Source organism: Symmachiella macrocystis (assembly GCF_007860075.1).
Taxonomy (GTDB): Bacteria; Planctomycetota; Planctomycetia; order Planctomycetales; family Planctomycetaceae; genus Symmachiella; species Symmachiella macrocystis.
Genome location: NZ_SJPP01000001.1, coordinates 3,902,031 through 3,925,278, shown reverse-complemented (window position 1 = coordinate 3,925,278; position 23,248 = coordinate 3,902,031). Strand labels below are relative to the sequence as shown.

Genomic DNA, 23,248 nt, shown 5'->3' with positions numbered 1-23,248 from the left:
ATGAGCGGAGCTTGTCGGCAGCACGTTTGCTGGTGTGCATTGGGTGTTGATAGCAACTCTCGTCAGGCGGCTGCCTGATTTACGGGACCTGTTTGACGAAACTATCTCGGTTTTTCTCCCACCACTCTTTCCAAGCGACCTGCATCTGTTCACCTTCCTGGGACGTTGGCCGATCGGGGCGATGGCCTTGCCAGTCGTGTCCGAAAGATTGTTTCGTCCAAGCGCGCAAATGGAACTCTGCGGTCGACCGCGCGATGTCCGATTCAGCCGTCAAGTCCTCAATGAATTGGGGAATAAATTCGGCCGCTTCGGCGCGCGTTGTCGGGTCTGACCTCCAAGCATCGGCTGCCTCCCAGATATAAAACCGCTGAAACGGGTGCCCTTCGTAAATCGTGTATTGTCTATTCCATTCCTGCATTTGCGGCAGAAAATCATTTTGCAGGGAGTATCGCCACGCCCGGCGAATCGCCGGCTTCTGGTCACGATGATTTTCGTGGGTTGAATCCTCGCCCGCCGCAGCAAGGTCGGTCCATTTTTGAATCATGCGCGTATATTCGTCGGGCGACCATTGCTTGATGTGGATCTTGAACTTGGCGAAATCCGTGACTGAATTGGCGCCGCCATAGTTTCGCTGTTTGAGTTCTTTCAGGACGTCCGGAGGCATCTTTTTTGCGAGCGGCGAGGGCGGGTATTGATTGTCCCAGCCGACGTGCATGCTTTGTTTCATACAGAAGATTTCATATTGTCCAGGCTCTGTGACTGCACAATATTGTTGAACCGGTAGATAGTGAATTTCCGGGACCTGCGACGAAAAAACACCGTCCGGACCATGCCCTCCGCCCAACCGACGGATGAGATCGAAACGATCGGGCAGCCAATTGCCGTGCTCGTCGCGCATGAGGATGATGAACGTTTCGTCGCGATTATTGACATAAAACCAATCGTCGATTTCCCATTCACCGTCGCCGGAAAATTCAATCTGGAATCGTACCAAGATCGGTTCCCCCAGCAGGAACGTCGTTTGGTCCATCGAGAATGTGCGGCGGAACAATCGTAGATTCTGTTCCGACCACTCAATTCCCTGGTCTGGATCAATTTTAGACCAAAATCGGTGTGGAACAGCAACTGGTAGGGCGGAGATCGTTTCAACGCCTTGCGATGTTGCCGAGAGTGATACCCAGCCCCGTTTTTGTGGCGATTCGGTCTTTGCTGGCGGTGTCTCTTTTTGTGCTACGGGAGGTGCTGGTGCGGACTGTTGGCTATCTGCTGGTTTCTCCGGTGCTTCGTTGCAACCGATGCAAAACGAGACTCCCACCAAAACGATCAAGCATGGATTACGAACTTGCATGGGAAGCGCCTCCCGCTGCTGATGAAAGATTCAATACATCACAAATCAAATCAGCGCCCCCGTAGAATGCGGCTGCATCTAAGCCGTTTGACGCGCGGCATCCGTCTCATTTGATTTCACTTGCAGGTACGCCTTCTGCCAATAATTAAACGTAATCGGGGTCACAAAAAACAGAAATATGAACGCGAGTCCCCAAATGAGTTTGTCGTATCGTCCCGGAAAGCAGTCGTCGGGCAAGAGCATCAACGTGATGAACCGCCGGAACCATTCGTAGAAGAAAATCGCCAATACCACCAGCAGGAAGAAGAAGATATCCATGCGAAACCCCAATCCCAGTTTTTTACCTTGTGTGAACGCGGAGCGAAGACGTTGCTGTTCGCTCAACAGACTGTAGCGAAATTTCGTGCGGAGATCACGGGTAATTTTGTCGGCGGGCGTTTTCAACATCGTAGGTCAGGCGGCTGCGTGACGAAACTGACGTTGGACTTCCAATGTGCACCGCGTCAGGCGGCTGCCTGACCTACGCCTCTTCGGTTGTTTGGCGTATGGGTGCGGCCCCCCGGCGGAGCCGGGGGCTGGGGGGCCCGTTAGCCTTCGGCGACGTTGACGTACACCTTCAGCGCTGATTTCTCTTCCACCAACAACCGCATCATTTCGGCGTAGTTCTCCAAACCGTCGACCGGGTTGGTTAGAATTCGCTCGGTGACGCCGGGGTAGGTGACTTCGCCTAGGGCCATGTCGGCGATGCCTGATTCGAAGTGGCGGTAGTTGGCGTTCACTGAGCCCAACAGTAGCTTGTTGCCCAATACCCAGTTGAGGTTCACGTGGTCTGAGGGGATTTGGATGTTGCGTTGGCCACCGGTGATGCTGGTCCAGACGATCGCGCCGTTGTGGCCCAGGACTTCCATTGCTTCAAAGGCGACTTGGCTGCTGCCGGTGGCTTCGATGATTAAGTCCGGCTTGCCGACCTGTTCGACCAACTCCTTGAGCGATGTCTCGCGGGTGCTGACGTAGGTTGCGCCGTAGGCTTCGGCGATTTCGGCTTTTAGGCTGGGCTTGCCGCTGCGGGCGATTGTGTAGACTTCCATGCCTCGCAGTCGCAGGATCAATGTGGCCAACAGGCCGATTTGCCCGGCACCGGTAACGAATGCTCGCTCCGGCTTCCAGACCTGCAATCGCTTTTGCGCTTCGAACGCCTGCTCGACCGCCTTAGCGGCGCAACTCATCGGTTCGGCCAGTACGTGCAGGTGCTTAAGCCCGACCGGCACGCGGACAATGAATTCCGCGTCGTCGACGAAGTATTCGGTCAGATAGCCGTGCAGCAGGTTAATCCCCCGCTCGTAGTAGACCTCTTCACTGGTGATGTCGCTACGGCCGATTTGATCGAAGATCGAGCCACCGGGACGCCGCACGGTGCAGGTCACATAATCGCCCGGCTGCACATGTTTGACGGCTGGGCCGACTTCTTCGACGATGCCGAACGATTCGTGTCCGAGAACCAAAAAGTCGTACCCTGGCGGCGAGGCACCATACAGGGCGTCATTGATTTCTCGGTCGGTGGCATCAACGCCAATTTTCAGTACACGGACTAACACCCCCCGCCCGTCGGGTACATCCGCGACAGCAGGCTTGGGCAACTCGGCCATGTGAACACTATTGGCTTGACCAGGACGTACGGCGATGGCTTTCATTGGTTTCCATTAGAAGCAGTGGTTAGTGGCCGGTGGCCAGATAAATAGCTGTGGAATGCCACCGCCAGGGAGGTGGCTTGGTCGCAAACCGGCAGCCTGAGAATAGGTTAAAAACTTCGGAGACTGGCCACTGACCACCGGTCACTGACCACTCATGTCAAAGAGTCCATCCTTTGCGGTATTCGCGTTGGATGTATTGATCGGCTTCGGGGGCGTTGGTGGCTTTGAGGTTTTCCGCGTCCCATTGCAGTTCCTTGCCGCCGGTGCGGTAGGAGACGTTGCCCAACAGGGCTGCCTCGGCCAGTGCGCCAGAGTAGTCGAAATTGCAGGTGGTCGGTCCACCGGTTTTGACAGCTTCGACGAATTCTTTGTGATGGCCGATAGAGTTGGGAATCGTTTGTTCGACCGGTTCCGCTTCTTTACCGTTGTCGAGAAAGACTTTTCTGGACCCATAATCGGCGAGGATGCGGCCTTTGTCTCCTTCGAAGAGCACGGCCGATTTTTTGTTGTAAACCTCGGCCCCTTCGGGCATCCAGCCGCCGTGGTACCAGGTGAGGTGTACCGGGGGTTGGTCGCCCCGGGCGGGGAATTGGTAGTCGACCTGCATTTTGTGCGGCACTTCGTTGTCGCCTTCGTGCGCCTTTTCTCCTTTGGCAACCACGCTGGTTGGGTAGCGCAAATCGAGAGCCCAAAACGGCAAGTCCATGTAGTGGCAGCCGAAGTCGGCCAACCAACCGCCACCGAAATCCCACCAATACCGCCAATCGAAATGGAAGTGCGAGACATGAAAGGGGCGATAGGGAGCCGGTCCGAGCCACAGGTCGTAATTGATGCCTTTAGGAACTTCGGCTTTTTTGACACGTTTTCCCACGATGGTCGGTCCATTGCCTAACCAGACATGCACGCGTTTGACGTCGCCAATAGTTCCCGCCTGAACTTCTTCGACCACACGACGGTAGTTGTCGCCGGAATGAATCTGTGATCCCATCTGCGTGACCGCGTTTTTCTCAGCGGCCAGATTGCGGATGACGCGGCATTCATGCACGGAATGCGCCAGTGGTTTTTCGCAGTAAACAGCCATGCCTCGCCGCAATCCCTCGGCGACGGGAATCGCGTGGGTGTGGTCGGGCGTGCCGACGATCAAGATGTCCAGGTCTTCGTAATCGAGAACATGGCGAAAGTCCTCGAAGGTTTTTGTCTTGGGATACGATTTTGAAGTTTCCGCCATGCGGTTCGCATCAATATCGGCCATGGCGACGATGTCGACACCGGCTTTGGAGATTCCATTAATGTTGGCACGGGCGCGGGCAAATGTGCCGACTGCTCCGGCACGCAGCCGTTCGTTGGGGCTATTCGAAGCCGAGCAGGCTGTGGGAACGACTGCAGGCAAGGCAATACTGGTGGCAGTCGCTAAAGACGCTGCCTGTTTCAAAAAACGGCGGCGGCTTTGGGGATCGTTTGTGAATTCACTCATGGGGCAGCTCCTTGGGGCAAAAATACGCAATCGCCTGTTTATTAACGCGGATTCGGGCGTTTGAATCAAGGCTCAAACAAATCACCCGCCCCCCCGAACAAAGCCGGAAGGGCGGGTACATCGAATCCTTGCATAATAGACGATTTTTATTGCTTAGAATTCGCCCAGTATCTCTCCACCGGCAATCGTGCACAGTCCCTGATAGACGCCCAGGTCGATCGATTCGGAGATAAACTTCACACGGCCATCGCCGAAGGCACAAAAAATGCCGCCCGTGTGCATGCTGCTGAAGTCATCAAGGTGCGCGTCGGGATGATTGGGGGTATGGTCGGCTGTTCCCAAAATCCGGGCAAAAGCTTCTTCCCCTTCCGGCACGACCCCCAACCAAGTGGACATGTCGATTGCCGAACTCCGTTCGGAAGCCATGATCACATTGCTGGTCCCATCGGACATGTTCTTCAGTCTGACCGAACTGTTGTGATAGAAGGTCCCGTCTCCGCTGCAGATAAAGCCGGGAGCCTCCCCTTCACAGTCTTCCATTTCGACGGTCCCGATACAGCCGACATAATTGGATGTCGCCAGTTCCGTGATCGGCATGCCGGTCCCTTCGTTATCGATCGTCCAGGTGGGGGGGCCGGGGTCGGTCGGACAGCGAAAGGCGCTGAGCACATACACCCGCTCCGGGTCGTTGGTCGGATCCAGCAGCGGAGCCTGTAAGTCGATCGCTTTATACAGCGGGTCTTGTTCGAGCATCGGCAAAATCATGGTTGCCCAGCCCCAACCACCACCCCCTTCGACCCAGGGAAGGTTTGTGGAACCGTCGACGCCGATCCAGCCTGAGGGCAATGTCAAATGGATGTCGTGGTAGTTGTGGAGCGCCAAACCGATTTGCTTGAGGTTATTGCGGCACTGGGTCCGCCGCGCGGCTTCCCGCGCTTGTTGCACAGCGGGAAGGAGCAGTGCGATGAGGATTGCGATGATCGCGATCACCACCAACAATTCGATCAGAGTAAAACCCCTGCGTAAGCGTTTGGAATGCATGTGACGTACCTTATGAAGAAATTTTATGAGAAAATAATGACGTAATGATTTATGGGAATCGCCGCGTATCACGGTCCGCTCCGCGCAGGTGCGAACCCAATATCGCTATGATGACTGATAGTCTGAATCGACCACTGCTGCTGCCGAATATTGCGAAGGAGGTGCGCGCCAATTTAATGCGTCACGCTGCGGCCTGCCCCAAATGTGGAGGACGGAAACGCGGACGTTTTAAGGAATCGACGCAACGCACCTGGCGCTGTCGGCTAGCGCGGAGTCGCCTGTTGAAAACCAGCGTATACTGGTGAAACGAGTACCACCGGCGGATCATCCACCAATGTTCGCGCAGGTCGCGCGGTTAGGCACTGGCGGGCAAGCTGCCAAAGGCACCCTGATTCAACGGGCGGATTACGCAGGCGGTGCGCGGGGGTTGCCGCCAAACGGTTGATAAATCGTTTGCAGCGGCACTGCTGTGGCGACAGACACCGCGTCCCGGGGCGCTTCGGGCAGTTTCACCGTGTCGGCAACAATGGCCATATTCAGAGCAGTGAAATGGCAAATGACACAATCATGATCATGCCGATGATGCGGCGCGTGATCATGATCACTGTGAGGCAATGATGTTTTGTTGGCCTCAGTCTGAGCAGTCTTGTGCACATGGCCATCGTGGTGATGATGATGTCCGTTATGAGCAGCGTGCTTGGCTGATTCCGGCACGGCTGCCGAATGGGCCGCATGGTCGTGATCGCAGGTGACGTCATGCAATGCATGCCCGCCCACGGCCAGCCCGACATAGGCGGTGACCGCGACGATTGCAATACATTTGCGTACGTAGCGAAGGACCATCACTGGAATCCCGTTGGTAACAAAAAAACGAATCGTTGCGGAGTACGTTGTTGATTCGTGAACAACTTGCCGCTAATTGATTATGGCGCCATCGCAAACCAATTGCAATATCGCAATTGATGCAGATACGACAATTCTACAGATTCCCATGTTAAGAAAACAACGATTGCAACATATTGCTCGCACCGTTGTTCTCACCGCGTCATTTCACGAGGGAACGCGGAATTTCTAGGAACTGACTGGCCGATAAGAGTTTTTCTTATTGCGGCATATTTCTGGTACGTTCAAATGGTGATTGAGAGCTGTTTGAGTCGTGGTGCAGACCAATTTCGGGAGGACCGCGTCTCATCCCTTCTTGCTGATAACTCAGTCAATTGAGTTTCAGCCATCACATCTCAACGCACGGCTCTGACCTATCTGTTCAGATTTTCATTTCGGCCCGTAAACCACGGGGCTATGGTGATCCCCTCTACAAAGGTATACTTTCGCGAGTGCAACACTGTTGGCGAAAAACGTCCGTTCCAGTTCCTTTTGGCGAAATCGGAGCGGGTAGCCTGTTTTACTTGCGAGGTCACGGATGGTGCGGAAACCGATCATTGGCGGTGACAATGACGATCAACACGACGTTCATGAAAAACAACTCAGCGAAGACAACAGCGGTGGGTTAGGGACCCCGTTGTTTGACGAGGACGGCCTGGACGACCTTCGGCCTCAACGGCTGGCGGACGTAGTGGGGCAGCAGGCTGTCGTCGAACGGTTACAGATTATGCTCAACGCCGCTCGCAAACGGGATGAGCCGCTCAGTCACCTGTTGCTTGACGGTCCTCCCGGTTTGGGAAAAACCACCTTCGCGACCGTGCTACCCCGCGAACTGGGAACGGAATGTCAAATCACCTCCGGCCCGTCGCTCAGTGCTCCTAAAGACCTTTTGCCGTATCTGACTAATGCGAGTCACGGTTCGGTCTTATTCATTGATGAAATCCACCGCATGCCCCCGTCGGTCGAGGAATTTATCTACCCCGCGATGGAAGACTTTCGCGTGGACATCACTCTGGGCGAAGGACTCAATGCGCGCACGATTAACATGAAGCTCAAACGCTTTACCCTGATCGGAGCCACTACACGGAGCGGTATGCTGACCGCGCCGCTGCGAGATCGTTTCATCAATCGCGAACACCTGGAGTTTTATACCGTCGAGGAACTGACGGAAATCGTCACCCGCAATGCGAAAAAACTGAACGTCGAGATCACACGTGAAGCCGCAGTCGAGATCGCTCGTCGCAGCCGAGGGACGCCACGTAACTCAAATAGTTTCCTACGCTGGACACGGGATTTCGCCGATAGCGAAGCGGATGGCCGCATCTCTACCGAAGTGGCTGTGGCGGCACTGAAAAAACGGGAGATCGACGATACCGGCCTGGATCGCCAAGACCGTCGCTACCTGGAAACGCTGATCCGCGTCTTCGACGGCGGACCGGCCGGCGTAGCAGCACTGGGACATAGCATGAACATCCCCCCCGATACGCTGGAAGATGAAATCGAACCGTTTCTGTTGCGGAGCGGATTCATCAAACGCACCCCCCGCGGCCGAATGATTTCCCTATCCGCCTTCCAACACCTCGGCCTCGCCACCCCCGTCGACGACGGATCAGGGCAAGCAAAACTATTCTAATGCGGCACAGCCGCCTGGTGTGAGCTTCCGACGGCATAACCGCTTGGTGTGAGCTTCCGCTCAATTTGGTTAGGTCGCTTCCGTTGGTCGCTGCGCTTTGGGGTGGTGGTGTTTTTGGGAGGGCGAAGCTCCTGCTGAGCCGCATCGTTGCGTTGGACTTGGTGTGGGAATCTTTGAGCGAATGACACTTTTCGGTAGCGCGCGGCCGGAGCCTAACCCTCCCGGGAACGCCATATTCAAATCCCCAGCGACCAACGGGAGCGACGGTCGCCCATCGAGCGGAAGCTCGCACGAAAAAGTGCCGCCGCTAGTTGGCGCGGACGTTGAATTCTAGTTTCCAGCGTCCGTCGTTGGTGGTGCTGACACCCCACAATTCGAACATTCCGAGTTCGGTGATTTTGGCGTGGAATTTGACGGGCACGTAGCCCTCATCGGTCTCGGCGGATGCCGGTAATGTGGCTTCCAGCGGATCGGTCTCGGTGATTTCGTCGGTCGTCCAGGAGGCGATGACGTTGCCCGGTTGGTCGTCACGGCGCGTGGCGGAGCTGAAGAAGCGAAAGTGCGCGGGTTGGCCAACGACCAAACCGATTTCTGCGGAGGGCACGTCGACTTCGGTGCCTTCTTCCATTCCCAGTGCAGCGACGCACAGTGCGCGTAAGGGACGGGGCACGCCGGGAATCGCTGGGCCAGAGGTTTCGATCCCGACGTAATACGCATGCGACGTTCCGCCACGAATGCGAATGCCGCGGCCTTGTTTGGCGCGGGCATAATAGGCAGCACCGCGTGCTACGGCGTAATCAAGATCGTGTTCGCCATCGAGCAGCTTCGGTTTCACTTCGGACCAACCGGCGATTGTTTGTTGCAGGCGTTTGCGCAATTCAGCGGCTTTGAAGACACCGCCGTTGAACAACAGCCGCGTCGGTTGCACCGCTTCGCCGTCGCCCTGCGCGCTGAGAAATGCCGCCAAGTGCCGCGTGACCGCCGTGTCTGCTTCGAAGGGCAAACCGATTTCTTGGAATCCGGAAGTCGCCGTAGCTTGCGGTTTTTCCGTGATGTCACACTTGGGGAAAAAGCCATCCAGTAGCAGCGACGCCGATTTTTTGCGGTCCATGTCGATGGACACGGTGCCGCCAATCAGTTTGCTGCCGCGTCCCAGAACGGTGACCGGATGCGTGTCGGGGCCTTCGGCGGCGAAGATCGTTTCTTTGGCGTTGCGACAGGCGTGCCACAATGACACGGACTGCCAAGCATCGAGTTGGGTTCCTTTTTTCGCGAATTGGGCAGCCGCCTGATGTGCCAAGGCGAGGTCCATGTTGTCGCCTCCCACGAGCAGGTGATTGCCGACCGCACGGCGCTCTAGGGTTAGCGCGCCGTCCTCTTCGTTGACTTCAATCAATGTAAAGTCGGTCGTACCCCCACCCACGTCGCAGACCAATAGGATGTCGCCGACCGCCAATTCTTTACGCCAAGCATCACCGGCGGCGGCCAGGTAGGCATAGAGCGCTGCCTGTGGTTCTTCGAGCAACACAAACTCTTCGGGCAAGCCAGCGGCCAAGGCTGCTTCACGGGTCAAATCCCGCGCACTGGCATCGAACGACGCGGGCACCGTAAGTACGACGTGCTGTTCGGCTAAAGGGGCATCGGGATGGGCTGTGTCCCATGCGGCGACGAGATGGGCCAAATATTGCTCTGCCGCGGAGACGGGCGAGACCTTGGGAATGTCCTCCCCCGCACCCCATGGCAGGATGGGCTCGTGACGATCCACGCGATTATGGCAGAGCCAGGATTTCGCCGAAACAACGGTTCGCGCGGGGAGGTCGGCTGCCTGTTTGTGGGCCAATTCGCCAGTCGTCACGACTGGGTGATCCTCCCAGGGGAGCGCGAATGCTTTTCCGGCATTTTCCGTATCGGTGGGGATGTATAGAAACGACGGCAACGCTTTTTTCACGTCCACGGTCCCAGCCGCCACGAGTTGGGGGATCGGCAGCAATTGGATCTCCGCATCCTCGCTGTCCAGTGAGGAATAGGCCAATACACTGTTCGTGGTACCCAGGTCGATGCCAACGGCAAATTCAGTCGTCATGGAATATCAATACTTCATTTCAGGTGAGGACGTGCGTGCCGCGCATTCTAACGGGCTCGGGACGGCATGCAAGAACCGCGCGGCGTTTCAATTGGCCATCAATTCCAACACGCGGGCAAATGCACCATAACTCCCGCCGCTGAAGAGAACAAACCGGACCAACTCCGGTCGCCCCTGCTCTTGAAGAAAGTCACGGACAACGGCCAGTGAGGTTTCGGCAGCCAGATCGATGGGATAACCATAGACGCCGGTGCTGATGGCGGGAAATGCGATGGATCGACAATTGTGCTGGACCGCTAGTTCCAGGCAGCGACAGTAAGCACTGCCGAGCAAATCAGCCTCGTTCTGTCCGCCGCCCCGCCAGATCGGACCGACTGCGTGGAAGACGAACTTAGCCGGTAATCCGTAGGCTGCCGTGGCGACTGCCTCACCAGTGGGACATCCATCGGGATAAACGCGGTCCGTTTCCTGCATCAATTCGGGCCCGGCGGCGCGGTGAATCGCACCGTCGACCCCGCCGCCGCCATGCAGTCCGCTGTTGGCCGCATTTACGATCGCGTCGACCTGCTGTGTGGTAATGTCCCCTTGCGCGAGTTCCAAGCGACTCTCGCCGAATTGCACCAACATGATTTGAATTTCTCTGCTACGAAAGTCACCACGGAAATGATAGAGCCCCCTGAAAACTATAGGCTTTCTAAAAACCGAACCAGATCTTTGAACTCTTGTACCCCCAAGTCGCGATCCAATTGATGTTGGTAATCGGTAAACACAGCACCGAGTGTTTTGGCACGTTTGTCGTGAAAAAATCCTCGGCGTCGGCCCACGCCGCGCAGGGAGGGTGGATTGAACTTTCGGTTGCCAACCTCATCCACCAGATCCACGTCAAAGACACCGCCAGTCGTGTAGGTCACCGGCGGGACGTGGCACTGAATACAATTCATCCCATGAAACAGCGTCTGGCCGCGGGTGAGACTCGCTTCGTCGGCCGCATCGATTGTTCGCGGCCGTAAGGGGGGTGGCGGTTTGAGGGTCTGCAAGTAGGCGGCCAGATCGTTCACGTCTGCCCCGCTGGGGGGATCGCCGTGCAGCGTGGTGCGAATCGATTGATCGATTTGATCATGAAGTTCCTTCATGCTGCCATTCCAGGCCCACAGATCGGTTTGCGAGACCCCGAGTAAAGTGGGAATGCGTTTCGGTGCACCGTACGAACCGTCCCCCAATGTGTCGGCCGTCAATCCGCTCGTGTGTCCGTCGGTGTGGCAACTGTGGCAGCTCATCCAGCTGTCGTGCGAAATGCCGGCGTCGAAAAATAACAATTCCCCTCGTGTCTGTGGGGATGGCGCGGGTGTCGGACCGAGGGAAATGTTTCGCACGGGTGGATCAGCGGCCGGGTCGATCACCGAAATGGAATCGGAAAGTGTGTTGGCCACGATCACCTCACCGGAATTAACAGTTGCCAGCAGCGCAGTGGGTCGGCGCCCCGTTTTGTAGCGCCGCATGTCGCGGCCGGCAAGATCGGTAATCGCCACTTCGCCCGTACCGGCGAAGGCAATGGCAATGCGCCCATTGTCTAGCATGGCGATATCCGCTGGGTCAGCTGCGCCGTGGCCCACGTCTCCCAAACGGACAGCCCCTCGCCCGTCGAGCAAGTTGGCCGTCGGCGACAACAGCCGCTGGACCGAAATCGGGCGGGCGACGTTGTTGGAGAGCATGCCCCAGTGCAGATCGTTGAACGTCGCACGCGCCAACGGATTGAGATGTTGATGCGTGATCAACACCGAATCCTGCGCATGATTGAGCGTCAGGCCTTGTAGGTTGTGCGCAGGGAGTTCGCGAATGGATCTGACTTCACCGGTTTCGGCCTCCACAACCGCAAGCTGTCCGCCGAACGCGTCGGCGACAATCAACATCCCGGCGTCGCCGAGCAACAACAGCTTTCGCGGCTCGAATGGCAACGCGACGGTTTTGAGGATTTGCAATTCGACATTCGAATCGCTTTGCGTCGAGACACTCACAATCGTCAACCGCCGCGACCACAGCGATGCCACGTAACAGCGCGTAGCGTCGTCGTTGAGAATCAAATCCACGGGAAACGGGCTAACGGGGAGGCGCGAGGTTTCCTGCAGTGCATCGTTGTTGTAGCGTAGCGCAATCAATTCATGCCCCGCCTCGTCGGTGGCCAACAGTTGTCGTCCCCCCGAGAGAACGGCCAGGTCTGACAATTGTTTGCCGACCGGGAACTCGTTGATCACGCTCCACGTGTCGGTGTTGAGCAGACTGACAGTGCCGCTTCGGCGGTTAGCGACGGCGAGGCGCGCTGCGTCATCAAGCAACCCCAAGGCGACCGGACGGCGCAGCTGGGTGGGCAACGGCGCGGGCTTTGGGGCCGCGACGTCCTGCGGCTCCCCAGCCCAGGCGGGTATCAACGCGCTGAGAAACAAAAAGGCGCTCAGGAAAATGCAGCGAGCATTCATAATCAGCATCTCTATTTGGCCTAACATTTAATCGGCGGTCGGTTTTGTTTTTTTGAATTCCTTCAACAAAATCTCCGCCGCTTTTGTTTTGATGTCCGCAGTAGACTCTTCCTCAATGCGTTTGTTTGGCACGATCGGTCCTGGAGGATATGGAATTCTTTTGCCATTCCGGGGCAACACTTTTTGCCGCCGCCCGTCCGGAGTCCTCCGGACCAATGTCAGGATGTTAGTCGGCTTACCGGTTCCGACAAGCGAAATGCCGTCGGCACGCAGCAGTTCAGACGTTGATATGGTGAGCATCCGATCTGTGTCGGGAATCGGGAACGTCGAATCTCCGTAACCGTGCCCGGCGGTCTTCGCACCAACGATCAAGGCACGCTTGTGATCCTGCAGCGCCGCCGCAACCCATTCGGCCGTTCCGGAGGTGTGGCGGTCGACGATGATGGCTATCGGCAATTTCGCAAATAAAGCCTCGCGTTCTGCTTGATAACCGCGTGATCCACTGCGCGAACGCACCTGTCCGATTTCACCGCCATCAAGAAGCGCATTGGCGAGTAACAGGGACTGGTGTAGGTCTGCTCCGTGAACCATACGAAAATCCAAAACGATTCCGTCGACGTCCTGTTCAAGCAGCGTTTTTTCGGCTTGTCGTAGTTCATGCACGAGGGCAGCGGAAATCCTTTTGATTTTCATATATCCGATCAATTTTGGGCCAGGAAGTTGCAGGAGTTCCGGTTTCGACAGGGACGGGAAATTGATCACGCCCCGCTGGAAGGTTAGCGTTCGCGGCGGTTGGTCCGGCTGATGCACGACAAACGTGATTTCGCTGCCGTCAGGCCCGCGAATCATCTCCACAACTTCGGACAGCATTTTGCCTTTCGTGCTGATGCCGTTGACTTCAATAATCAGATCGCCCTTTTCCCCGCCCGCCAGTTCCATGGGGCCCCTGGGAACGACATGTGTAATCGTCGGCCGATGGTCCGTGCTTGACATTCTAAGTGCGATCCCTGTCCCCACATAACGATTTGAGGCGATCTGTTCGTTCACGGTATGCTTTCGCACAGCGGTGATGCGGGCTCCGCCGGGCAGGTTGGAAACCATGTCGGTCAAGGACTCTCGCACGAGCGGTTGAAATGGCTGCGAGGACCGACGAGCCACTTCCTCCAGAGTATCGTTTAAAAAATCGGGAACCTGTTCTAGCGATCGTCGGGAAATCAGTTGGGGCATGTCGGGCGGCATCTGCAACTGTGCCTTTTGATACACGTGGCGAATCACATCGACCACCATTTGTTGGCCGGTTGGCGGCGCGATGTGATGCTCCAATACCATGTTGACAACGTGCATGACCTCGTCGACGGCTGTTTTAACATCGCCGGCGCCGTCAGGGTTTGTCACTTCGGCGTCCTCTCCGTGTGCCGGGAGGTTAAGTCCGGCTATCAGCAGCACCGGTATCCAAATTGCCGGAAATCGAATGAGGGCGCGTCTCATTTTTTCACCTCTGAGCTTTGGGATGGAATGGGAAGAGGATCGCTCGAGCGAGTTGCGCCGCCAATCATGCGGCGATGATCAATCTTCATCAGCGGTGATCAAGCGCTGTTATCTCTTAGAACGAGTTTACAAATTAACGTTTTACAATTGCCATCCAGCGTCCCGGGAGGGCGAAGCTCCTGCTGAGCCGCATTGTGGCATTTGGTGTGGAGATTTCCATGGCCAAGGCAAGCAATAGGGTTCATCGCGGCTCGGCAAGAGCCTCGCCCTCCCAGTTTGAAAACACACTCTTAGGTATCATTATCAGCGGGTCGGGAAATGTCGTAAATGACGATCGTCCCGTTGCCTAACAGGCAGACCAGCCGCTGGCCGTCGGGTGAAAACTGGACTTCCGCAATCCCATCGGCTTCGGTGCCGAAATCGAACAGTGGTTGACCGGTTTGGCAGTCCCACAGTTTCACCACTTGGTCTCTGCCGCCGGTGACAATCGTATTGCCATCCGGTGAAAATGCGACAGTTTTGACTTTATCGCCATGAGCGATCACCGAGTACAGCTGCTCTCCGTTGTGAGCATTCCACAGCTTTAAAGTTCGATCATGGCTGACCGTGGCAATCAAATCGCCACTCGGATCAAAGGCACAGTCTGACAATGTGCTGGAGTGCTTGGACAAACGCAATAGTTCCTTATCGTGAACGATGTCCCTCACGACCAGATCATTCATTGTTCCGTAGGCCAAGCGATCTCCATCGGGAGAAAAATCGATTGCATGGCTTTGCTTGGCGGGAAAACTCAGGATTTGATCCGGCCGATCTACATCGTAGATCTCGATATAGTCAACGCTTGACCACCAAGCGGTGGCAACTTTTTGCCCGTCGGGCGACACGGCCATTTGTGGGTCATCAAGCTCAGGAGAAATCGGCCAGGACTGGATGAGTTGTTGTGAATCGAGATCAAACATGCTTAACGTTTTATGGTCGGTGGCCGCCATCCGGCGACCATCGTTGGATGTCGCTAACGACATCCAACGCGGTTGCGGGGTTGAAAAGGCGCTAGTGCCTTCGCGGCGAGCCAGGTTATATCGGATGATTTCATTGCCAGCGATATAGAGTTGATTGCTATTACCCAACGCCATGCCCATCACGCGCAGTCCGGGGGTCGCAATTTGCCACTCGGCGGACTGTGGATTAGTCGTCCACATGTTGATGACACCGTCAAGCCCACCTGATACCAGTAAATTGCTCCCGGGAGTCACAGCCAACGCTTGAACGCGACCAGTGTGCGCTTTCCAGTAGGGCATGATTTTCTTCTCTGACATCGAGTTATCCTGACCGGCGTCCGCGGTCACCGGCCAAAGATGAATCGTCGCGCCACGGTCGCCGGTCGCTAGCCAATCGCCGTCGGACAAGAATGTTACCGACTCCACACCATCGGGTTGACTGCCCAGCTTCCGGTGCGTGTTGGTTTTTGTATCGACCAGAAACACTCCCCCGTGTACGGTGCCGGCGGCAATATGGCGGCCATCTTGGGAATAGGCCACACACAACACGCGTGAATCATGGAAGTCCCAGATGATCGGCGGTTCTTCTTGGTTCTGCAGATCCCACAACCGCAAGGTGCCGTCGCTACTTGCAGAAGCCACATATCGTCCGTCGGGGGAGACCGCAAGTTGTTCTGCGTCCCGTTCGTGTCCGGCGAACTCCCCGATTTTTTTGCCGGTAGCGCGGTCCCAGCTGTAGATCATTTCGTCGCTGCCGGAGGAGACGAGCGTTGCATCACCTGGCAGATAATGCAGGCAATACACCTCTCCATCGTGTGCATCAGTCGACTGCACTTGCATTCCGTCGGAGACGTTCCAGGTTTGGATACGGCCGTTCGCATCGGCAGTCGCAACCTCCGTTTGATCGCTGGTCCAACATACGTAATTGGCGGACTCCGCCCCGGTCGATATTGTGCGGACTGCCTTACCCGTCTGCACATCGAAGATGTAAATATTGCCGTCGCCACAAGCGGCTGCCAAGAGCGATCCATCGGGAGAGGGTTGCACACAAAAAATGCCGTCAGGGCAACTCATCGTTGCATGGCTGGGGAGTTCTACGAGGCGGTTCATGTAATGCCATTCAAAACCGCGCAGATCCTCCATTCCATGAATTGGTAGATGGTGGTTCAATAACTGAACGGCCGATGGAATGTCTTCGCGGCGCAGCGCATCGGCAGCGACCTTCATTTCCGAGACGTATAACAGCCTTCGTATGCGGCTGTTGGCATGTTCTGCTCGCTCTCGTTGCCAATCGGCAGTTTCGGAGCGTTCGTCGGCAACTTTCCAGGCGTGGTGCATTTCCAATGCCTGCCACGTACTGACGGTGATGCCTAGAATTAAACTCAATGCGATCGCGGCGGCGGACCCTAAAGCTGCCCGGTGTCGACGGGCAAATTTCCGTAAGCGATACGAAGCCGACGGAGGCCGTGCAGCGACCGGTTCATCGTTAAGAAACCGTTGCAAATCGTCGGCAAATTCGCCCGCTGTTTGGTACCGTCGTTGAGGATCTTTTTCGATCGCACGAACGATAATCCAATCCAAATCGCCACTGAGGGTTTGGCCCAATCGCTTGCGATCCGTCCGGCGACATTCCATGACATCGGTCAAAGTTGCTTTATCCAACGTATTAATGCGACTACTAGGTCGCAGCGGTTCGTCTTCGCGAATGATCCGCCGCATTTCGTCCTGAGTCACTTCATACAAAGCCTGCCGGTCAAATGGCGTGGTGCCGGTTAACAATTCGTACAGCAGGACGCCAAGCGCATAAATGTCGGTCCGCGTATCAACGTCCGCCCCTCCCCATTCCGCCTGTTCGGGACTCATATACAGCGGCGTCCCCACAAGTTGCGCAAACAACGTATGTGCAGTCTCCTCACTACTTTCCTGATTGATTGCCTTAGCGACGCCAAAATCAATAATCTTAGGAACGGGAGTTCTATCGTGATGCGTGACCATCACGTTGCTGGGTTTGATGTCTCGGTGAATAATCCCCTTTTGATGCGCATGCTGGACCGCGTAGCAGACTTTGATAAATAGCCGCAAACGATCCCGCGCGCGCAGCTTGGCGTCATCGCAAAAATCGGTGATCGGCTTCCCCCGCACCAACTCCATGACGAAATATGGTCGGCCCGATTCGGTTTCACCCGCGTCAATAACATGCGCGATGTTGGGGTGATCCATCATCGCCAACGCCCGTCGCTCGATTTCGAAACGGGCGATCACCTGCTTGGTGTCCATTCCTGGTTTGACAACTTTGAATGCCACCTGCCGCCTGACCGGCTGAAATTGATGGGCGATGTAGACAACTCCCATCCCGCCTTGGCCAATCTGTTCGGCCAACTGATAACCATCGACAACGGTCCCCGTGAGATTGCCCATGGACTGCGATTTGCCGAGGGACGCCAAGATCGTTGGAGGTTTGTCGAAGTATCCCGATACGATCTTGTGTGCCGCAAGCAGTTCTTCGACGCGCGATTGAAGCGAGGCATTCTCCCCACAGGCCTCGCGCACGAATTGGTCCCATTGATCAGCCGGAATCTCATCGACGGCTTTAAGAAATATCTGTTGTGCGAGCGCGGACTCTGAATCGGCCAACGGATCTTCCATGCCCAATCCCCCCCCCACTGGAAACCTTGACTTGCAAGACCAGTCAGCGATGACGGCTGATCGACAGCACGACATCGCTGTTGGCACAACGATCCTCAATCGTACTGCACAAGTTGAGCCGTCACAATGCTGTTTAGCAGGGGGGAGAATGCTTTAGCGACCGGAGAGTGCTTCCCGCTCCGATTGCCCTAGAAATAATTCCGCCAATGTGATATCGCCGAAGTTGAGGCGGCGACCTGCGACATAGAGCGAACCGGGGCTCACTTGCAGCGATTCCAAGACAGGCTGTTGAAAACCAAACTGTCCTAAATCGACGAGGATCACCTGATTTCCGTCGCGTTGTGTCCAAACATGCAGGCACCCCGATTCGGTCAACATGCGCGACATTTCAGCCAACACATCGTCCATCGGAAGCGGAATTCCGCCGGCACGCGCGCTGGCGAATTCTACTGCCAGACAATCCGTGGTTTCGATATCGGGCTTCAACTGCACGCTAATCACCGCATCCCAGTATTCATCTCGGTAATGAAACGCGAGGTGGATCGTATCCTCAGTAAAATGTAGACGTGGTTCACTCACACCAATCGGCAACCAGTGCGCGCGATGTTGGGGAAGTTCCTCGGCCAGCCAACTGTTGATTTGGCTTGCGGTGAATTCTTGCGACCATTCATCGGCGTGATAAATGTCGTCAACTAGACGCAGCGTCCGCTGCTCCAGATGCTGGGCTTGTTGTTGCCGTTTTTCGGGATCGGCTTGTTGGTCCAAGGCGTCTTGGTAAAACCGGGGCACTTGGTGGAATGACCATCCCGTGGCCGCCGCGACAGCGGTCAGTAACAGGACGACCAAACAACCGCCGATCAATGCATGTGATCGTTTCATGAGCAATTCTCCCGGCGGATTCCATGTTAAAATGAAGTCCGCGTCGAACGGTCATCAAAACTACCTTGCGCGTGTCAACATCAGCGGTATCTTGCTATCGCCGAAACTCGCTAAGTCGGTTTTGTACCGCGTTGCCGTATTTCACTTTGGGCGGAGACGATTGTATCCGTACACCACACGGCGCATGGAAACACAACGAGGCCCAGATTGGCTGGGCAAAGGACTCAGGGGGACTCCGCGAAAATCCAACGTTTGAGGGATCACGATATGGAGACAAACGCCAGCCGACTTGTCACCGATGACTTTGCGACCGTCGTGTGAGGCGGGAATGCCTCAACCGAAAAGAGGGGACTGAACTTGTGACTGATTGCGATGAGAAACGAGTGCACGCCCATGCGAACACCGGAAAATGCAATTGCAACGTGCTGTGAAGTTCGTCAAAAAAGAGATGTGCATTGCCGCGCGTCGCCCCATCTGGGCGAGAGTGCGCGGTGGAATCCTACGGCGGAAGGTGAAATGGGTCAAGATGTGTCCGCTGGCGAAAGTTGACACCGACCACACAAGTTGGAATCAATTTCGCGAACTGCTAGAAAATTATCGCTTTAGGACTCGCCCGATTCGCCTTGCAATGGCACGTCGGAGAGATCATCCAGCGGCTGGATTGTCGGCATCGGGGAATCGTTTTTCAAAAATTTCCGATCACGGTTAATGATGCCGCGGCGTATGGCACACGTCAGGCAAAATCGCTCACCACCATTTTCGAGATAGATTTCACCCGTGATGAGTAAATGGAAAAAATCCTGGCCGGGGTGTTGGGCAAAACAGCGTTCTGTGCCACCGGAATGTTTGATATGCGCCGACCAGCCTGTGGAGTGGGGCACGTACAGTCGTTCGTCGACCGCCGGTTGCGTATCCTCAAGAACCATTCCATCGTGGTCGCTGTTAGCCATGCCTCACTCCCGAAGTAAATCGATGTCATTGTGCGGCGAAAAAATCTACATCTGGTTTAGTCAGTGTCATCATCTCAAAACGCACCCGCCGGCGCCTAGCATGGCACCTGATTCTCGTGCGGACCGCCAAGACCAGCACGATCCCAAACGGTCTCTCAACCGCAACAATTCTTCTAAACCAAACAACCCGTTGCACGGAAGGGCTAACGTTCTCGGTCCTGTGGCCCTATTCCCCCAGTAATACTTCCGCCGCTAATAAGAGTATAGGGCAATTTGAGCGATTGGTGCAGTCTAGTCAACGGTGATCCCAGTTCGGCTCGCCCGGCAGCGGTCGGCTGCAGCTAAAATTCCAGAGATCCAATTGCGCAAACCACAACGTCCGCGCAACGGGTACCGGTCGAAACGCCGGTCACCATCAACGCCAAGCCCGAGGGACGGAATCGCCGATACCCGTATCGCTAAGTCAAGACGATCACAGCAAAACGCGACGGGGAGGAACCGCGATCGGCATGCACGCCGGCGCGATCTGTCGGTTGGAAAACCGAACTCTCCTTGCGTTCGAGAAACACGCCCCTCCGAATGACTCAGAGGTACCATACACGATGTTAGAATGCGTTGACGAGATTCGTTGTTTGGATGATTTGCGAAACTTTATCCATCACAAATTGTGTGAATGCGAAAACCTGGTTCTCGAACAATTTTCCATGAGTGAGATGCAACTCACTCGCCGGGGCCGCGACTGCGGATTGCAATTCTCGCTGCAAGGCCCTCGTAGCGTCCGCTTGGGAGCCATCTGGGCTTCTGATCACAATATCATTTATTTCTATGACGCACGCGGTATCCGTTACCTAAAGGTCAAACTCCGCCAACGTTTGCTACCGCAAGCGGCGTAATTCGAAGCGGCAAGCCGGATGGTTGGCGGGACAGGTCTTGGGAACGCATCGTTTAGCCCCCCTGTCTGACCCGCAGACTATTCAGTCGTCGCCCGGCGTTGTTTGGCCAGCCAGGCGCAGCATGCTTCGGGCAAACCCTCATGTCCGCCTTGAAAGATGGTGACCCGTGCGTTGCCTGATTTGCGCCGCAATATTATATCGCGGCCATAGGTCGCGTCGGTCACCTGATCGCTCGCCTGAGGCGCTGACAGTTTTTGTGCCGTCCACAATTGCTCAGCCTCGTCGTCAGAGACCCCATCATCGCCGTTGGTTGTCGCGATGCGATTGAAGGCGTTCAGTGAATGCGCGATCGGGACCGAACCGGTGTGCCCGTCTTTGACCCCGGCCGCGATGTCGACATGCAAGTCGCCCACTTGATGCAGAAAATGAATCGGCGATCGCGCGCGATAATAGGCGTCGATTTCCTTCGATTCCCCCGGTTTACCACCGCAGACAGCCAGAATGTCGAGCGCGTACTTCGAGGGCTTGCCTTCGGGGGCTTGATCGTGATACCACTGAGTCACATCCGTAATTCCCACCCAGGCCGAAACCGCTGAGAATCGCTGCGGGTAGTACCCCGCCATCAACAAGGTCATATGTCCTCCACCGGAGGCGCCGGCCAGGTAAACCCGCTGCGAGTCGACCTTATAGTGCTGCTCGACATAATCTAACGCGTCGATGATGTCGGTTCTTGCTAACTTCGATCCGCACGCCTCGGGGCGTTTGTTGGGGCCGCGAAAATTGGGCAACAATAAAATCCAACCGCGACGGACGGCTTGCTTTTGATACTCCAACGAGGCTTCCTGCCGATAATCCGCGCTCCAGGAATGTAACCAAATCAGCAGTGGTGTTGGTTGCTCGCGGGCGGTCTCGGGTGCCCACAACAATGATGTTTGCGGCGTCTTATCGAGCGAACTGGTTACTTCAATCTTTTCGAGCATGGGCAATGGGTCCTCACCACGGCAGACGGAATCCGGCCGTCCTATTCCGACGACTACCAACAAAGCGAACAGCACGCCGACGGCACGACTCATTCCACGGTCTCCTTGGTTTTTTGTAATAATCCAATGACAAAGAATACAGCGGCAAACAACACATATCCTACAGCAATCTGATTGGCGCGAAATGCCAATGCCCCTTGCATCGGTTGGGTCGCTGTGAACAAATAATCGAGCGCATTGCCGCTAATTTGGTAGGCGTGTGTCAATCCACAATAGGCGAATGCCGCAGCAAACAGTGACCAAATGGCTGCCGTATAGAAACGTTGCTCGATCAAAAACACGGAGATGGCAGCCAGCATCATACAGGTAAAGATATATCCGCGTTCCATCACGAACATGCCATGCAGCAAAAAACCATTGACTGCGACGGCGGGGTTGGCTTCCAACGCTTTTTGCGCCGAGCCTGCCGCTTGGGTGTAAGCACCCAGCACAACGGTTGCGCCCCAGGCGGCGATGGCCGGAAAGAGTCCGACTGCCACGGCCGGTGCATGTTCACGCGGCGTGCTTTGAAAGGCCTGGGCCGTAATGATGATGCCGATCCACAAGACGATCGCAATCCCGGCTTGCATCGGAATCAGGCTATTGATCAACGCCACCGTTCCGGTCAGGCACATCAGAGCAATCACCACGCCGTTGAGCGTCGAATAGCCCGCCCGCGCGCCGAGCCCTTTCCAACCGGGGTGTCCGATGTAGATCGTCGTCGGGAAACAACTCCCAAATCCCGCCGCCAACATCGTTCCCACGCCATTGACGGCCAACGAGGAACGCGTGTCGTAGGAATCGCCGGCAGCTTCGGCCGATTCAATGTTCTGCAAACTACCAATGACGTTGAACAGCCCCATCGGCACAATCACTGAAAGATATCTTAACCAATGACTATCGGCAGTCAGCAGTTGCCAAATCTCGGCGCCGGCGAATTGCGGGGGGCACCAGCCGCGTGACTCCCACGCTTGGGTTGTTTCATGCAACCCGACGGTCACTCTCGTTATGTCGGCCGGCAGTACCCAGGCAATCAGCGTGCCCAGCGTGACCGCAATAAATCCGCCGGGCAATCCCCAGGGCAACGAGATCTTGGAGAAATAGGTGATCAATATCACCGCCAACGGTAGCATTGCCACGAGCGGGTATTGAAAAATCTCCAGCGCGAAGGTCATCGAAATAAAACCGATGGCGATCCCCGCTAACGTCGATAACAATGCGGCTCGGGGCGTGTTGCGGCGAACGGCATCGGCTACGAGTGACCCTGAAAATTCGATCAACCCGCTCCCCAAACAGGCGAGCAATCCCATTTGCCAAGCAGCTTCGGCACTCTGCGTGTCGTCATAGACCGGTTTGATCACAAAGAACACGAACACCAGTAGGGAGACCGTGTTGATGCCGTAGGGCAATGCGGTGACATCATCTCGGCCTGTCCGCGTTGCTAGTCGATGTGCCTGCCAGGCATAAAACAGATTGCCAAAAACGATGCTGACAGCCGCGCCGGGGAGGATATGTAGATACAAATACCGGGCATCCTCACCCGACATTCCGCACAGACCGGTACACAGACTGATGATCAACAACAACTGCACCAGGTTGTCGACAAACAACCCGAAGAAGCCATCAAGATCGCGGCGGACAAATAATGGATAGCGTGTGGACATAGCCCAGGCAGCCTAGCGGGCAGGCAAAGGGGGCGTCAAGTTAGTCCCGGCGCGAGGCTTGCGGCCGAAGTGCGACGGTGGTTCT

General features: G+C 55.9%; 17 protein-coding genes. 2 read left to right on the top strand and 15 right to left on the bottom strand.

Features of this window, described 5'->3' with window-relative positions; translation table 11 throughout:
* Positions 1-79 precede the first annotated feature (79 nt).
* The 6 genes from CA54_RS15195 to CA54_RS15170 form a co-directional block, all read right to left on the bottom strand.
* Positions 80-1,348 carry a hypothetical protein gene (locus tag CA54_RS15195; protein ID WP_146371663.1) on the bottom strand — a complete coding sequence of 423 codons (1,269 nt, stop codon included), beginning with the start codon at positions 1,346-1,348 and terminating at the stop codon, positions 80-82.
* A 78-nt stretch (positions 1,349-1,426) separates the two neighbouring features.
* Entirely contained in the window at positions 1,427-1,795 is a 369-nt protein-coding gene (locus tag CA54_RS15190) for a hypothetical protein (protein WP_146371661.1), read from the bottom strand.
* Between the two features lie 140 nt (positions 1,796-1,935).
* The gene (locus CA54_RS15185) at positions 1,936-3,039 is read right to left on the bottom strand and encodes a glucose 1-dehydrogenase (protein ID WP_146371659.1); all 1,104 of its coding nucleotides are present in this window, start codon (positions 3,037-3,039) and stop codon (positions 1,936-1,938) included.
* A gap of 157 nt (positions 3,040-3,196) precedes the next feature.
* A complete protein-coding gene (locus CA54_RS15180) occupies positions 3,197-4,513 on the bottom strand; it encodes a Gfo/Idh/MocA family protein (protein WP_146371657.1) in 1,317 nt (438 codons plus the stop codon).
* A gap of 153 nt (positions 4,514-4,666) precedes the next feature.
* Positions 4,667-5,554, bottom strand: coding sequence for a DUF1559 domain-containing protein (locus tag CA54_RS15175; protein WP_146371655.1), 888 nt, complete (start codon positions 5,552-5,554; stop codon positions 4,667-4,669).
* Between the two features lie 405 nt (positions 5,555-5,959).
* Entirely contained in the window at positions 5,960-6,397 is a 438-nt protein-coding gene (locus CA54_RS15170) for a DUF2946 family protein (RefSeq protein WP_146371653.1), read from the bottom strand.
* 577 nt (positions 6,398-6,974) lie between these two features.
* Between CA54_RS15170 and ruvB the strand changes: the two genes are divergently transcribed.
* The gene (gene ruvB, locus CA54_RS15165) at positions 6,975-8,069 is read left to right on the top strand and encodes a Holliday junction branch migration DNA helicase RuvB (protein WP_146371651.1); all 1,095 of its coding nucleotides are present in this window, start codon (positions 6,975-6,977) and stop codon (positions 8,067-8,069) included.
* A gap of 307 nt (positions 8,070-8,376) precedes the next feature.
* Here ruvB and CA54_RS15160 read toward each other — a convergent pair whose 3' ends face one another.
* From CA54_RS15160 to CA54_RS15130, 7 genes are all read right to left on the bottom strand, one after another.
* On the bottom strand, positions 8,377-10,152 hold the full coding sequence (locus CA54_RS15160; protein WP_146371649.1) for an Hsp70 family protein: 1,776 nt from the start codon (positions 10,150-10,152) through the stop codon (positions 8,377-8,379).
* Between the two features lie 87 nt (positions 10,153-10,239).
* Complete coding sequence (locus CA54_RS15155; RefSeq protein ID WP_146371647.1) at positions 10,240-10,779, bottom strand: O-acetyl-ADP-ribose deacetylase; 540 nt, start codon at positions 10,777-10,779, stop codon at positions 10,240-10,242.
* 56 nt (positions 10,780-10,835) lie between these two features.
* The gene (locus tag CA54_RS15150; RefSeq protein WP_197532480.1) at positions 10,836-12,626 is read right to left on the bottom strand and encodes a cytochrome c peroxidase; all 1,791 of its coding nucleotides are present in this window, start codon (positions 12,624-12,626) and stop codon (positions 10,836-10,838) included.
* 27 nt (positions 12,627-12,653) lie between these two features.
* Positions 12,654-14,021 (bottom strand): S41 family peptidase, encoded by a 1,368-nt coding sequence (locus tag CA54_RS15145; RefSeq protein WP_197532479.1) that lies wholly within the window; start codon positions 14,019-14,021, stop codon positions 12,654-12,656.
* A gap of 383 nt (positions 14,022-14,404) precedes the next feature.
* Positions 14,405-17,758, bottom strand: coding sequence for a protein kinase domain-containing protein (locus tag CA54_RS15140; protein ID WP_197532478.1), 3,354 nt, complete (start codon positions 17,756-17,758; stop codon positions 14,405-14,407).
* A gap of 153 nt (positions 17,759-17,911) precedes the next feature.
* Complete coding sequence (locus CA54_RS15135) at positions 17,912-18,637, bottom strand: hypothetical protein (protein WP_146371639.1); 726 nt, start codon at positions 18,635-18,637, stop codon at positions 17,912-17,914.
* A 602-nt stretch (positions 18,638-19,239) separates the two neighbouring features.
* The gene (locus CA54_RS15130) at positions 19,240-19,587 is read right to left on the bottom strand and encodes a hypothetical protein (RefSeq protein WP_197532477.1); all 348 of its coding nucleotides are present in this window, start codon (positions 19,585-19,587) and stop codon (positions 19,240-19,242) included.
* Positions 19,588-20,291: 704 nt separating this feature from the next.
* On the opposite strand from CA54_RS15130, the gene CA54_RS29835 reads away from it, so the two are divergent.
* Positions 20,292-20,480, top strand: coding sequence for a hypothetical protein (locus tag CA54_RS29835; RefSeq protein ID WP_231961952.1), 189 nt, complete (start codon positions 20,292-20,294; stop codon positions 20,478-20,480).
* Positions 20,481-20,557: 77 nt separating this feature from the next.
* Here CA54_RS29835 and CA54_RS15120 read toward each other — a convergent pair whose 3' ends face one another.
* Complete coding sequence (locus CA54_RS15120) at positions 20,558-21,553, bottom strand: alpha/beta hydrolase family protein (RefSeq protein WP_146371637.1); 996 nt, start codon at positions 21,551-21,553, stop codon at positions 20,558-20,560.
* Positions 21,550-23,163, bottom strand: coding sequence for an NCS2 family permease (locus CA54_RS15115; protein ID WP_146371635.1), 1,614 nt, complete (start codon positions 23,161-23,163; stop codon positions 21,550-21,552). The genes CA54_RS15120 and CA54_RS15115 overlap by 4 nt, the downstream gene beginning before the upstream one ends.
* Positions 23,164-23,248: the final 85 nt, after the last annotated feature.

What these genes read in the sequence shown, in the direction of transcription:
- CA54_RS15195 (WP_146371663.1), bottom strand. Translation starts at nt 1,348, where the DNA reads ATGCAAGTTCGTAATCCATGCTTGATCGTTTTGGTGGGAGTCTCGTTT.
- CA54_RS15190 (WP_146371661.1), bottom strand. Translation starts at nt 1,795, where the DNA reads ATGTTGAAAACGCCCGCCGACAAAATTACCCGTGATCTCCGCACGAAA.
- CA54_RS15185 (WP_146371659.1), bottom strand. Translation starts at nt 3,039, where the DNA reads ATGAAAGCCATCGCCGTACGTCCTGGTCAAGCCAATAGTGTTCACATG.
- CA54_RS15180 (WP_146371657.1), bottom strand. Translation starts at nt 4,513, where the DNA reads ATGAGTGAATTCACAAACGATCCCCAAAGCCGCCGCCGTTTTTTGAAA.
- CA54_RS15175 (WP_146371655.1), bottom strand. Translation starts at nt 5,554, where the DNA reads ATGCATTCCAAACGCTTACGCAGGGGTTTTACTCTGATCGAATTGTTG.
- CA54_RS15170 (WP_146371653.1), bottom strand. Translation starts at nt 6,397, where the DNA reads ATGGTCCTTCGCTACGTACGCAAATGTATTGCAATCGTCGCGGTCACC.
- ruvB (WP_146371651.1), top strand. Translation starts at nt 6,975, where the DNA reads ATGGTGCGGAAACCGATCATTGGCGGTGACAATGACGATCAACACGAC.
- CA54_RS15160 (WP_146371649.1), bottom strand. Translation starts at nt 10,152, where the DNA reads ATGACGACTGAATTTGCCGTTGGCATCGACCTGGGTACCACGAACAGT.
- CA54_RS15155 (WP_146371647.1), bottom strand. Translation starts at nt 10,779, where the DNA reads ATGTTGGTGCAATTCGGCGAGAGTCGCTTGGAACTCGCGCAAGGGGAC.
- CA54_RS15150 (WP_197532480.1), bottom strand. Translation starts at nt 12,626, where the DNA reads ATGAATGCTCGCTGCATTTTCCTGAGCGCCTTTTTGTTTCTCAGCGCG.
- CA54_RS15140 (WP_197532478.1), bottom strand. Translation starts at nt 17,758, where the DNA reads ATGGAAGATCCGTTGGCCGATTCAGAGTCCGCGCTCGCACAACAGATA.
- CA54_RS15135 (WP_146371639.1), bottom strand. Translation starts at nt 18,637, where the DNA reads ATGAAACGATCACATGCATTGATCGGCGGTTGTTTGGTCGTCCTGTTA.
- CA54_RS15130 (WP_197532477.1), bottom strand. Translation starts at nt 19,587, where the DNA reads ATGGCTAACAGCGACCACGATGGAATGGTTCTTGAGGATACGCAACCG.
- CA54_RS29835 (WP_231961952.1), top strand. Translation starts at nt 20,292, where the DNA reads ATGAGTGAGATGCAACTCACTCGCCGGGGCCGCGACTGCGGATTGCAA.
- CA54_RS15120 (WP_146371637.1), bottom strand. Translation starts at nt 21,553, where the DNA reads ATGAGTCGTGCCGTCGGCGTGCTGTTCGCTTTGTTGGTAGTCGTCGGA.
- CA54_RS15115 (WP_146371635.1), bottom strand. Translation starts at nt 23,163, where the DNA reads ATGTCCACACGCTATCCATTATTTGTCCGCCGCGATCTTGATGGCTTC.